At 43.8% G+C, this 12,928-nt stretch carries 9 protein-coding genes; 3 read left to right on the top strand and 6 right to left on the bottom strand.

The genetic code is table 11. The features are described from left to right. Positions 1 to 114: 114 nt before the first annotated feature. The 4 genes from RIN81_RS08200 to RIN81_RS08215 form a co-directional block, all read right to left on the bottom strand. Positions 115 to 870: a tyrosine-protein phosphatase gene (locus RIN81_RS08200; RefSeq protein WP_309089163.1), complete on the bottom strand. Its 756-nt coding sequence runs from the start codon at positions 868 to 870 to the stop codon at positions 115 to 117. A gap of 96 nt (positions 871 to 966) precedes the next feature. Continuing rightward, positions 967 to 1,674: a CpsD/CapB family tyrosine-protein kinase gene (locus RIN81_RS08205; RefSeq protein ID WP_309089165.1), complete on the bottom strand. Its 708-nt coding sequence runs from the start codon at positions 1,672 to 1,674 to the stop codon at positions 967 to 969. Further along, a complete protein-coding gene (locus RIN81_RS08210) occupies positions 1,664 to 2,407 on the bottom strand; it encodes a YveK family protein (protein ID WP_309089167.1) in 744 nt (247 codons plus the stop codon). Before RIN81_RS08210 ends, RIN81_RS08205 begins: the two co-directional genes overlap by 11 nt. A 193-nt stretch (positions 2,408 to 2,600) precedes the next feature. Continuing rightward, complete coding sequence (locus RIN81_RS08215; protein ID WP_309089169.1) at positions 2,601 to 3,188, bottom strand: sigma-70 family RNA polymerase sigma factor; 588 nt, start codon at positions 3,186 to 3,188, stop codon at positions 2,601 to 2,603. A gap of 460 nt (positions 3,189 to 3,648) precedes the next feature. On the opposite strand from RIN81_RS08215, the gene RIN81_RS08220 reads away from it, so the two are divergent. Further along, on the top strand, positions 3,649 to 4,254 hold the full coding sequence (locus tag RIN81_RS08220) for a TetR/AcrR family transcriptional regulator (RefSeq protein WP_309089171.1): 606 nt from the start codon (positions 3,649 to 3,651) through the stop codon (positions 4,252 to 4,254). 44 nt (positions 4,255 to 4,298) lie between these two features. Here RIN81_RS08220 and RIN81_RS08225 read toward each other — a convergent pair whose 3' ends face one another. Beyond that, complete coding sequence (locus tag RIN81_RS08225; RefSeq protein ID WP_309089173.1) at positions 4,299 to 6,428, bottom strand: S-layer homology domain-containing protein; 2,130 nt, start codon at positions 6,426 to 6,428, stop codon at positions 4,299 to 4,301. A gap of 232 nt (positions 6,429 to 6,660) precedes the next feature. Here RIN81_RS08225 and RIN81_RS08230 point away from each other — a divergent pair, with 232 nt between their 5' ends. Further along, positions 6,661 to 7,539 carry a hypothetical protein gene (locus RIN81_RS08230; protein ID WP_309089175.1) on the top strand — a complete coding sequence of 293 codons (879 nt, stop codon included), beginning with the start codon at positions 6,661 to 6,663 and terminating at the stop codon, positions 7,537 to 7,539. Positions 7,540 to 7,670: 131 nt separating this feature from the next. Further along, positions 7,671 to 8,669, top strand: coding sequence for an S-layer homology domain-containing protein (locus tag RIN81_RS08235; protein ID WP_309089177.1), 999 nt, complete (start codon positions 7,671 to 7,673; stop codon positions 8,667 to 8,669). Between the two features lie 53 nt (positions 8,670 to 8,722). Here the strand turns inward: RIN81_RS08235 and RIN81_RS08240 are convergent, their stop codons facing one another. Then, the gene (locus RIN81_RS08240; RefSeq protein ID WP_309089179.1) at positions 8,723 to 12,814 is read right to left on the bottom strand and encodes an S-layer homology domain-containing protein; all 4,092 of its coding nucleotides are present in this window, start codon (positions 12,812 to 12,814) and stop codon (positions 8,723 to 8,725) included. Between the last annotated feature and the right edge of the window lie 114 nt (positions 12,815 to 12,928).

Here is a 12,928-nt window from a genome sequence, read left to right on the forward strand (position 1 = left end):
TCCATTTCTTGAAACACCACCGCGCGGCCGAGTGCCTCCATTGATAAAGGTATAGGAGGCATGACCTAAAAGAGTAATAGAATTCCGAACAAACGCTTCTGTTACTCGTTAGTATTAAAAAAGTCCAAGAAATTTCTTTTTGCGTGTAACGTGCTGAGGCGGCTCCTTCTCAATGTGCTGGCCAGACAGGACCGCTTGCGCGTTTTCTTGAAAATAAGCAGCGTAGTCTGGATCAATTGCCTCATAGGCCTCAGCCAGGCCAAAGCGGCGTGTTGTGGTGTTATGGGCATCCGTGGCGATAAAGTGTGTAAGATTTGCTTCAATCAATTGAAGAGATAGAGCCTTCGCTTTTTTGCCGAATAAGCCGTTCACCGAAGCAGCGGTTACTTGCGACAGCGCTCCATTTTGAATGAGTTTGTAGAGACGATCCGGATTTTCAGCAATCGCTGCATTCCGCTCCGGGTGTACAATAATTGGAGTAATCCCTTTTAGCTGCATGTCAAAAAGCAGCTGCTCCGCAAACGCAGGGATGGAGCTCGATGGAAACTCAACAAGCATATGCGTTGATTGGTTTACAGTCAGCAGTTTGTTAGATTGATAGTCTTCGAGTAGTTCCCCGTACAAGCGGACTTCCTGCCCTGCGTAAATATCAACGTTGATCCCTTCCTGCTCCAGCTGTACATTTAACAGCTGAACGCTCTGCTCAATGACAGCTTTTTCGTTTTGATACGTTCCATTCATATGATGCGGGGTAGCCACAATCGCGGTAATACCTTCTTGCTCAGCTGTTCTTGCCATTTGGAGGCTGTGCGCTATGTCTTTTGCTCCGTCATCCACTCCAGGAAGGATGTGACAATGAATATCGATCATGGCCTATACCCCTTTCACCTTTTTACTTAACGTAGTATAGCACAAAGATCCTAAAATTCGAGATATTTCTTCCTTTTTTACACTTTTTTAACAGAATCACTCTGTTCCATAATAATAGTAGTACGATGATTCAGCTAACTTCCGGTTGTTCAGTACAGCACCAAGCAATTTCGCTTTCGCTGCATCCAGCAGCTCCTTGGCTTTTTGAGCCGCTTCAATTTCTGTTTTGCCGCTGTTCACGACAAGCACGGTGCCATCGCACTGATTCGCAAGTACCTGGGCGTCCGTAACAGCAAGTACTGGCGGCGTGTCAAAAAGAACATAGTCATATTCTTTTTCTGCCTGATCGATAAACTCCTTCATTGATACAGAACCAAGCAGTTCGGCCGGATTCGGCGGAATAGGGCCGGATGGAAGAGCATATAAGTTTTCAATTTCCGTTGAGACAGCGGCTTGTCCAATAGAAGCCTGCTTTGTCAGGACGTTTGTTAAGCCCATGCTGTTTTGCAAGCCGAAGGTGTAGTGCATCGTTGGCTTACGCATATCGGCGTCTACAAGCAATACTTTCTTTCCTTGATTGGCAAATACAACAGCCAGATTGGATACAGTGGTTGATTTCCCTTCCCCCGGGCTTGTAGATGTCACAAGAATAGAGCGAAGTGTTTCATCGACCGACGAAAATAAAATATTCGTCCGGATCGTCCGGTACTGCTCCGAGATTGGCGATTTTGGATCGGTGTTTGTAATCAACTTTCGCTTGGCAGAACCAGGTGCTGTTTTTTCTTTGTTGCGCTTAAGAGCCAATGGTTTCACCTCGTACGGCTTTCGGAGCCGGTGTTTTTTTTGCCGGTCGGCCGGCTGCAGCGGTAATCGTGGTTACACCGCCAAGAACTGGGATGCCCAATGTTTTCTCAATATCCTGCTCTGTTTTAATCGTGTTATCCAGATATTCAAGCAGGAAAGCAAGCCCGATGCCCGCCATTAATCCAACAACAAGAGCAATCGCAATATTTAAAAGCGGCTGCGGTTTCACGGGTGACGGGTTTTCGCCGACTTCTGCTGCTGCAAGAATGCTGACGTTATCAACACTCATAATCTTTACAATATCTTCCTGAAAAACACGTGCTGTTTCGTTTGCAATATCGGCTGCAAGGCCTGGTTTTTCATCTTGCACTGTAATATTGACGACCTGTGAATCTTGTTCGCTGGCAACGGTAATTTTCGAGGATAGCTGCTCTGTTGTTAGGTCTAAGTCTAAGTTTTGCGCAACTTTTTCTAGAATGGCCGGTGACTTCATAATGACATTATATGTACTAATCAACTGAAGATTTGTTTGTACTTCAGCCGGGTTATACAATTGCTGTTCGGTTTTCGCCTGGTTCACAAGCACCTGCGTAGATGACTGGTAGATAGGAGTAAGAACAAAGTAACTAATAATACCACTGATAAGTGCAGCTGCGACCGTGATCAACACAATCAATCTCAGCCTCTTTTTCAATGTTTGGGCGAGCTCCTTCAGGCTGATTGTTTCTTCCATGTGTTTCCTCCTGTTAATAAATATTGTCTTCGACATTATAGCACAGCCAATTGTCAAATTTAATATCATTTTCATAAATTTAGATGTATTTATTCTAAATTAAATAGATTTTGTCGAACAAAAGTAACAAATAGGCCAGCGGCAGATTTCTTTAAAAAAAGCCCGCCGCTGGTGAAAAAGCCTTATAACTCTTCTATAAATATCTAGTTACTTGTACCTTTTTGTTTCTTATGAAGACATATTGAATACCTGCATCTGCTTTTACGCCTTGGAAGCCCGCCATGTACCGCCTGCAGGGTAAAGGCAAGCTCACCTGCTGTTCCTGCAGCTTTCTTTGAGCAGCCTGCTGCCACTTTCGAACAGCTGCCGGCGTAACACCATACTTTCTAGCAATATCAGGATTGGACAAGCTGATTAAAATAGAAACATTAAACCAATCCTTCGCCCGCCCTTCGAGTCTATCTCCACATAAGTGAACGAGGGCTGCGGTCTCGGGCGTTGGCTCCGGTTCCATTCTTTCAAACAAAAAGGGTTCACCGGTCAGGACGGTTTCGTCACTGAAGGCGGCGTCTTTTGTTAGTGCATTTTTCAGACGTCCCCGAATGGTTGAATACGCAAAAGGCGTAAACTCTCCCTTCGATTCATCAAACCGTATGTATGCTTCCCATAGGGCAATCATCCCTGCCTGATGAAAATCCTCTTTGTTCTTGTTAATACGCAGCTTTTTCATGATGCGATGGATCATTGTGTTGTATTGCTGCGCGATTTGTTCACATTGCATGTATAACACCCAATCCGGCTAGCGCGACAGCCCCGTTTACTCCTCAAATGAATGACTATCGAATCAGACTGATCTGTATGTCTAAACACTTACAAAAAATCCATTATAAATACATTTCTACAAAAAATAAGAAAAAACTTCTCTTTCCTCGCTTTTCATACGGCACCTTTGTTATAATGGTTGCTGTCTATCTGCATGAAAAGGCATTTTCTGTCGAATTTATCATTTTCGGAAGAACGATATGAATTTTTTACAAATAAATCATAAAGATATAATGAGTCTTTTGAACGAAGATTATTTTCTGCATATAACGTCTGGCAAGCGTCCATTCTATCTATTGATAGTGTTCACCCTAATCTCCCTCTTACTATTAATACCAATTTTTAATGTATGTTCCTCTATTGTATGATATTTACGTACATATAAAGAGAGAAAAGTAAGCGTTTAAGGAGAGAAAGAGATGGCGCAACGAGGAAGAAAAAAAGGTTCTGACGGGGAAGCAAGCCGTGCCCTTCTATTGCGAATCGCTGCGGATGAGTTTGCAGAACATGGTTATCATGAAACAAAAATTAGCACAATCGTCCGGAAGGCGAATGTCACACAGCCGACGTTTTATTTGTACTTTAAAAGCAAGGAAGCGATCTTCGGGGAGCTGGAAGACTTGTTCCGCGCGAGACCTGCCTCTCTCACGGTTGGCAGTCTGATAAATGAGGAGTTAGATGGCTTTACCCTTCCCCGCCGAATAGAAGAAGGATTGACGGAAGTTCTTCAGTTTTTTAAGGATCATCGCAGTCTTGCGCGGATCGGTTTTTGCCTATCCCCAGCGGCGGCAGAGGTGAAAATGCAAATGGCTGAGCGAATTGAAGCCCAGCTTCGGGAAAAAGGCGCTGCCGATTACTTTCATTCCAATGTAGATGCGGGTATTGTCGCCAACGGGCTTGTAGGCATGATTGAAAGACTGGCGACAACGAAGCTTTGGACAGGAGAAAAAACAGCGCATGAGCTGGCAAACGATATTGTCACGATTTTGCTGTATGGGTTAAGACGAAAAACAAGCGTTCAATAAAAAAGGCAGTCTCTTTAAAGAGACTGCCTTTTTCTATATAGTGCTTACTTAATGTTTTCCATCAAGTTTGCTTTGATCAAGAATTCAGCTAGAATACGTGCCATTTGATCACGTTTCGTGTAATCGTTCGGGTTGAATTCTTTGTTGCTTGCCCCTGACATAATGCCTGCCTGGTATACTTTCAATACTTCTGCACGAGTAGAAGCACCGATTTCTTTTACATCTTTAAAGTCAGCTAGTTTCTTTGATTTGTTCAACTGTGACTCGTCGAAGTTGATAAAGTCAAGTTCAAGTGCACGTCCGATCATCGCTGCCGCTTCTGCACGTGTTACTTTATCGTTCGGCGCAAATGTGCCGTTTGGCTTACCAGCGATAATACCGTATTTCACAGCTGCCATAAATTCACCATTCGTATTGAACCACTCATCGCCTTTTACATCCTTAAAGCGGCCATCATAAGCAGTTGTACCTGGCAATCCAAGCGCACGGCTTAATAGAACAGCGAATTGTGAGCGAGTCATGTCTTGATCCGGCTTGTATGTGCCTGCTGTTGTACCTGCGATAATGAATTTAGATGATAGAGTTTCGATATATTTTTCAGCCCAGTTTTTGCCGTTGTTTACATCCGGGAATGTAACAGATGATTCGATGACTGTGTACACACCGTCCGTATTTGCAAGTGTACCTACAACCGCTACCTGCTTGCCGTCTTCTGTTTTAAATGTTGTCGGAAGAGCTTTAAGTGATCCGTCCGCTGCTACCACAACACCTGTTGCGTTGTTTGTGTTTACGCTGCCGTCAATCGTAAGCTCCTGGTTTACATACACGTTACCAAACGACTTAAGCTCGCTCAGCACTGTACCATTTTGCGCTAATTGTACTTTCACTTTTACAGCAGGTGCTTTTACTTCAACACCGCTTACGATAGACGCTGCTTTTGTTTCAGAAGAAGCTGCTGCTGTCCCCGCTGCTTTCGCTTGGATCAAGTCTTCCAAGCTATTTGCTTCTGCCGCTGTTAATTCATCAATGTTGATGCGTAATGTAAGAGCAGAAAGATTGCCGCCAAGACCTGCTGCAAGCGCAGTTAGATCCACTTTTGAAAGAGGAATCACGTATTTTACGTCACCCGCATCAATTACGATATCTGCTGCTGGTGCTTTTGCTTGAATCGCGGCTGCAAGAGAAGCAGGGATATCAAGTACAACTGGCTTTCCGTCTTCACGGTTTGGCACTTCGATCACTACTGCTGGCGCGTTAGCTGGCGTGGCTGCAACGATTTGGCTTTCAACCGCTGCTGGAATTGTTACTACTACTTCATTTGTGCCTTCTGTTGGAACCGGTGTAACGACTACTGACCCATCAGGATTCGGCTGAACTGGAACTGGTGGTGGTGGCGTTACCCCGCCACCGCCGCCAGTGCTTGGAGTGTAACCGTATTTAGTTAACCATTGAAGGGCAAATTGTTGCCCAGCAGCTTTTACTACTGTTTCATTAGCCCCATGGCCTTCTAGTGTTGTTTCTAATAGCTCAACAGCCGCTCTTACAGAAGTATCATCTGTTTTAATAGTACGGACAATTTCAGAGCGAATCTTATCATCTTCTGATGGATCTTCTGCACTTTGTACAGCTGTTAAGATTCCTTTTACCATATTAAACGTTGGTTCAGAAGTAACTGAAGCACCGTTTGTTACATAGTACTCATAAATGGCTTCTTCTACATTTTCTAAGTATTGAAGATAATCTTCTTCTGTTGCACCGTTAAAGTTATCTCGTGTTACAGTAATAAACTGCTGAACATTCTCTGTTGTTAATACACCCGTCTGCTTGTTTAAAAGCAAATGTAATAACGCTGCTGCATTTTGTACTTCCGTTGGGTCTGCCCCTGGAATTTGAAGTACAGGCTGCGCAATTGTATTCCATTCAGTTGCAGTCGTTTCTTTTAATGCAGCAACTGTTTTTACGACATTCTCATCATTCTTAATCGGAGTATAGATAGATTTCGCATAATCTACTAAAGCCTGTGGTGTATTGAAATGAACATCATATTGAACCTGTGCTGCTTCTGCTTTGTCTGCCCCAAACAAACCAGCTGTTGTTGTTGCTACTGGTGTCAATGCAATAGTCGCGGCGATCATAGCTTTTGCTGCCTTCGTGCTAAATGGATACTTTTTCACCAAAGTAGTCACCTCTTCTAATCTTATTTTATATAATTCCACAATTGCGGAATGTTTATGTAATCACAGGTAAAATAATACATAATAATATTGCCAAAAGCAAGAGAACTTAACAAATATGTCCTATATTGCATACTAATCTCACATTTTGTCAGATTACTCTTACTATTTATTTCTAAATTTTGCGTGTTATACTACATTTAGACATTCACTTATTTAAGGAGGTTTTTTCTTGCGCAAGTTTATAAAGATCGCGTTGATTGCGATCCTTTTTCTCGCAGTGGCAGGAGGCGGCGCATTATACTATTTTACCAAGGTTAAAAAGTATGATGTAGCTGATGAGAAGGTAGATAAGATTGTAGAAGATCCTTATTCGATTTCATTCCCTGAAGGCACTCCGCTCCCTGAAGACATTCAAAAGGACGAAGAGGGTCTTGTAGTAGTAGATAAAAAAGGGGATTTTGTTTTATCAGATGGTTCGACAATGTCTACAGACGAGTGGTTTAGTTCATCGGAATACAAGAAAGCGATCGCAGCAGGTACGCCTACTAGTGTCGGCACTGCTACTACCACAAACAGTACCGCTGACAGTGAAACTGGGTCGGGTGATGCAGCTTCCAACACAGCATCTGCTCCTTCCTCTACAGGAACAAGCGGATCAGGCTCTTCAGCTGGAAACGCTTCTATCCCTGGCGGTTCAAATACATCTGGCAGCTCTGGCCCGGGTACATCTGCTGGCGGTGACAGCGGGAGCGGACGTTCAACCGCAGCGACGATTAAGTCACGCTATTCCAGCTCCTTTGACAGCCTACAGGGGCAGGCACAGAGTCAGCTTGGTGCGTTAGTGGGACAGGCAAAAAGTGAGTATGAGGCTAAAAAAGCAGCCGGCGAAACGGTTAACCCTGCCTACTTCTACCAGAAATATAATGGTGCGGCTTCAGGAGTTGAAGCGAAAACAGATGCTGCTTTTGATTCCCTTTATAAATCAATGACAAGCGAATTAAAAGCGAATGGACTCAGCACTTCTGCTGCGGATGAATATAAAGCACAGTATGAAGCAACAAAAGAAGGTCTACGCAACGAACTTATGAGCAAAGTAACGGGCGGATAAGACAAAAGAAGACTCGCGGCCAGCGGGTCTTTTATTTTCTACTCGCAAGTAACAAAAGATTCATAAAGGGATGGCGTTATTCGCTGAGCGTGCTATAATTCTGTTACTACAAATAAAAGGAGCTTTTACCAATGAATTTCAAAAAGAAAGCAGCAGCTGTTGCGTTGACACCTGTGCTTGCTGCATCTATTTTTGTTTCTTCTGTTTCTGCTGCCCAGTTTCCGGATGTGAAAACAAGCCACCGCGCTTATGAAGCAGTGGAAGCGATGTCGAAAGCAGGCGTTATCACCGGCTTCCCGGATGGTACTTTTAAGCAATACCAGTCTGTAACACGTGCGGAAAGTGCCATTTTAATTGGACGCGCCCTTGGCATCAAAGTCAGCACCTCTACTAAAACTTTTACCGATCTTCCGTCTACTTCACGTGCTTATCCATATGTAGCTGAGCTTATGAAGCGCGGTATTTTCAGCGACAGCAGCCGTTTTTACCCGGAGCGTCCGCTTTCTCGTTCTGAGATGGCGATTATTTTAACACGCGCGTTTGAACTTCCCGCTTCATCTGCAATGCCGTTTACCGACGTATCTCCTACACACGGTGCCGCTTCGTACATTCGTTCATTGGCGGCAGCTGGCATCACAACAGGTGTAGGCGATGGGAAATATGATCCATCCGGTACCGTTACACGCGGACAGATGGCGATCTTTTTAAATAATGCCCGTAAGTTTGAAGCTCCGGGCGAAGATGTAGAACCAGCTCCGGGCGGTGATACACCTGCTCCGGGAACACCGGTTCCTGGCACTCAAACATCAGCCGAGATTAAAGCAGAATATGCGGATGATTTCGCAGCTCTGCAAGCTCAAGCGAAAGCCGAGCTGGATACTCTTGCCGGACAGGCAAAAGCTGAACTTGATGCCGGCGCTGACTTGATGACTGTTTACAACAAGTACTTTCCGCTTGCTGCAAAAGTAGAGGCTGAAACAGACGCAGATTTTAATGCACTTTACACGCAACTAACGGCAGCTTTAACAAAAGCCGGCTTCAGCGCTTCTGAAGCACAGTCATTTAAAACAGCGTATGAAGCAGCTAAGAAGCAAATGAAAGAAGATTTGATGAACGAGATGCTGAAATAAAAGCCTTCTCTATAAAGTGAGGAGCTTGCCAATGTGGCAAGCTCCTTTTTCTTTTACTGTTCAATTTGAACGTTATATTCTCCGTTTTCTTCTACATGGATCCAAACCTGTTTATTTTCAATACCGTCTACTGTTACAGTCATTTCATATGATTTATACTCTATTTCTCCCTGGTCTGTCCCTTCAGAAGTGAAGTTAATTTTATAAGACCCGTCTGCCTGCTCAACCACGATAGGACGGATCGTTACTCCATCAATTGTAATGACCTCTGATGTTTCTTCGTTATATCGTGAGAAAGTGATCGCAATTTCATCTGCTGAAGTAATATCGACCGTATCATATTCCTCTTTTAGAGTGAGGGAATGTCTCGGATACGACTGGCTGGCATAGTTGATTGAATAGCTTCTCCATATTAACTCGCTACCTTCCCCAAATGCCAAGGCAGCTTCTTTGCTCCCTAGCCAGTATCTTTCGTTAGGCTGGGCATTTTCAAATGTAGCTCTGTATTGATTAGATGTGCCCTCTACTTTCGTTACAACGATGCTTCTTTCTTCCTGAGAACTCTCTGACCTAATAAATAATGCTTCTTGCAGCTCTTGCACGCTTGTATAGTCTGCGTTAAATGTAAAACTGCCAAGTCCTTGTTCTTGAAGCTCTGTTACGTAAATAGACAATTGAAGCGTGTAATCAGCAGAAGCCTGCCCATTTTCAGCCGTAACCGTTAAAAGATCACCTTCTTCTACTTGGCCAGATGTTTTCACATTGCCCTCTGCATCTTTTAATACATATGATTGTGCTGAATAGTCAGAAGCTGTTAAGCTTTTCTTTAACTGTTCAACCGTTGTGCCTCGATAAGCGCTAACCAATGCGGATTCGGTATTAATTTCACTTATAGAACGGTCGGACCAATTAATTTTGATTCCAGTCTCATTGCTTAATGCTGTTTCATCACGTTCGGATGATTGAATCACAATAGGAATAATTTCGTTTCCTAGATAACGATCACCCATTTTTAAATCCACTGACACATATTCCGTAATGTCCTGGCCCGTTTTATTTGGGCGGATTAATGTTAGTTTATCGCCTTCCACTTTGAGATAACTTGCTGTTACTTCGACCTCGGAATATCCTTCATATGTCTTAACAGTTTGACCCGTCCGGCGCAACTCTACATTCAGGTGATCCGGTTTTCCTTCAACTGGAATAAGACCTGTTAAGTCTGCACCTGCCCCAAGGCCCGTTGGTACCGTTACACGAAGTGTATTCATATACTCATTGATTTCATCTGACCAAAAAAGACGCTCGGCGTCATCTATTTCATATGTTAAATTGTGTTTCTCTGTAAACTCATCACTCAATGCTTCAACAACCGCTCTTGCCTCTGTTATTTCCGCTAATGTAATGTCTTCACGAAGCTGCTCTTCATAAGGATAATCATGACGGTCTTCCTTATAAAGCGATTCTACTTTTTGCTGTGCTGTCTTAAGCAGCTCTACCTTGTCTTTCAGTTCTTCATTTACGGATAACACCATTTCTTCGATGGCAGCTGCTGTTTGTAATACCGCTTCCTGCTCAATCAACCGCTGCTTATAGGTATTCATGCTGAGAGAATCTTGCTCTGCAACAGATTCATGGATCGTATACTTTTCTCCATCTGCTCCTGTATACTCTACTTCCTCATAAGCAAGGTAGCCCAACACCTCTGAAAATTCATGCCCCCAGAGCTCTTCACTGTTGTCTCTAGCCAGGTCATGCAGGACTTGAACGAAAATACCTTCATTACCATAGAAATCTCCTGTGAAAGATGAAGACCCCCAATGTCCTCCGCCGATAAAAATAAGACCTGCCTTTTGCTCCTCTATTCCTTGAAGGTTAACAGTAAAGGATGGGATGCCCGTTGGCTCATTATCCCATGAAACATTGCTGAAATCCGTTAACTTTTTCTTTATGCCATCCTGATAGGCATATAAATAATTCATAAACTCATCAACTGATTGACCATTTGTTTTGAGAAGAGCTTGAACAGTTACTGTGCCATTATTATGGTAGACAAAATGAAAAGGAGGCATATACTGTTCCGCCACATTTACAACATCTAAAATCTTATTTGCACTGTCTACGCGGTAAACAATCAAATCATGATCACGCCAATTAATAAATGGAACATCTTTGTACTCCACAGCTTCAGCTGGAACAAGATCCCCCTCTTCTGGACGTTCAAAATCAGAACTCGACTCCGGAACTTGCTGGTACATGACTTTTCCGTTACCTTGATTTTTAATGTTCAGCGTTACGTAGCCATATTTCTCTTCCACCGGAAGAATCCCTGCTGCGAAATAGTCTCCTGTTTCTTCAACCGGATCTGTTTCAGGGTCTGTTGTGCCGCCATCTCCTGAACTTGGTGGTGTAACGACTGGATCTGCCGTTCCGCCTCCTCCTGAACTTGGCGGTGTAACCACTGGTCCCGTACTGCCGCCACCTGAGCTTGGTGGTGTAACGACTGGATCTGTCGTGCCGCCACCTCCTGAGCTTGGCGGTGTAACCACTGGTCCCGTACTGCCGCCATCTGAACTTGGAGGATTAACCGGCACGGGCAGTGTGTAATCTGGATTTTTCTCCCCGCCGACCGTTTCGATTTTATCTTTTACTTCATTATAATTGTCAACAACCTTGGACACATCCTGGCCTTCTGGAACCGAGATATTTGTAATCTTGGTGTTGCTTCCAACATTCAATGTAGCATTTTCATTTTTCATATCCAGGTTTTTGATTGCACCAGTGGTCGCCAGTGTAACCTTTTTATCTGTGTTGACCACTACATTTGAAAAATTGCCTTTGCCGGATACTTGAATGTCGTCGTTTGAATCAATAACTACATCCTGAATTGTGGCATTCAGTTCGATTTGCGTAACCCCTTTTTTAATATCTACTTTTGGGATAATCACATCTTCATCCGCAAAGATATCTGCATTGGCATATAAGGACAGGGAGGTTACTTTTGTGCTGCCGCTTGCTGAAAAGTACACATCCTTTTTCGCAATCTCGATTACGGCCACAGAAGAATCTTTGAAGGTAATTTTGATTCTTGTTTTTGGATCTTCGGCTGCTGCTTTCGTAACAGAGGCTGCTTTTGTTACTGCTTCCTCTTGTATAGACGTTGTGCCCTTTACTGTCAGCTTGTCTGTTGAGAAGCTTGTTTTCACAGCGGCTGTTACGGTTAAATCTCCGTTGATCGTCATATTTTTCAGTTCAGCGTTGTCGCCTTCAACCGTCACGTTTCCTGCAATTTCGGCTCCATTTCCGTCTAAAACCACTGGCGCGGATTCTGTGCCAGCTGCTTTTAGGACTAAATGAGAAACACTGCTGATTACGCCGTTTTCTTCTTTAAATTCAACTTCGGCTCCCTTTAGCGCTTTGCTATTCGTACTTTGCAGCAATCCTTTTACGCTCTCGGAAGCTGTATAGGTTTTGCCGGAGATGGTGATTTTCCCATCCTGAACGGATTCAATGGTTTTGGCTTGTTCGGCTGGCGTAACAGCTTTTTTTGCACGGGCTGCAAATGCGACAAGCTCACCGCGCGTGACGTTGGCATCCGGCTCAAACGTTGTAGCCGTTTTTCCGGCTGTTACCTGGTTATGTACGAGAGATTGGACGTATGTATAGTACCATTTTTCTTTTTTGACATCGGTAAATGCGACTGCTTTTCCGCCATTTGATAGCTTGAATGCTTCACCGATCAAACGGGAGGCTTCCGCTCTTGTTAAGGTTTGATCAGGACGGAAAGTACCGTCTTTGAACCCGCCCATGATCTTCGCTTCCACAAGCGCAGCTACAGCGCCGTAGTACCATTTTTCTTTTTTGACATCTTTTAAGTTTGGCGCCTTTGGAGACGTTGTGTCCAATTCAAGGATGTCGGCGATCATTTTCGCTGCCTGGCCGCGCGTTACCGATTCCTGTGGGCGGAATGTACCATCTTTAAAGCCATTAATTTTCCCCTGTGAATGCAGGTCTTTAATTTCCGGGTAAAGGGCATTTCCTTCTTTTACATCTGTAAAAAATGCTGTGCTTGCTGCTTCTGCAGGCACTGCCGCTGCGGTAAGGGTGACCACCGCCGCAGAAGCTAAAAAGATTTGATTCTTCTTCACATGACTCAGCTCCTAGAATACAAAAATAAGACCACTGTTTTCGAAATATTGATCTTTCATTTTTTACTATATATGTAGCTAAAAAGTCTGTAAATACAAAATCTCGAATTAATA

The sequence above is a fragment of the Domibacillus sp. genome (assembly GCF_031181085.1).
Classification (GTDB): Bacteria; Bacillota; Bacilli; order Bacillales; family Domibacillaceae; genus Domibacillus.

Coding starts and splice junctions, on each gene's coding strand:
- RIN81_RS08200 (WP_309089163.1), bottom strand. CDS start 870: ATGATCGATATTCATTGTCACATCCTTCCTGGAGTGGATGACGGAGCA.
- RIN81_RS08210 (WP_309089167.1), bottom strand. CDS start 2,407: ATGGAAGAAACAATCAGCCTGAAGGAGCTCGCCCAAACATTGAAAAAG.
- RIN81_RS08235 (WP_309089177.1), top strand. CDS start 7,671: ATGAATTTCAAAAAGAAAGCAGCAGCTGTTGCGTTGACACCTGTGCTT.
- RIN81_RS08215 (WP_309089169.1), bottom strand. CDS start 3,188: ATGCAATGTGAACAAATCGCGCAGCAATACAACACAATGATCCATCGC.
- RIN81_RS08220 (WP_309089171.1), top strand. CDS start 3,649: ATGGCGCAACGAGGAAGAAAAAAAGGTTCTGACGGGGAAGCAAGCCGT.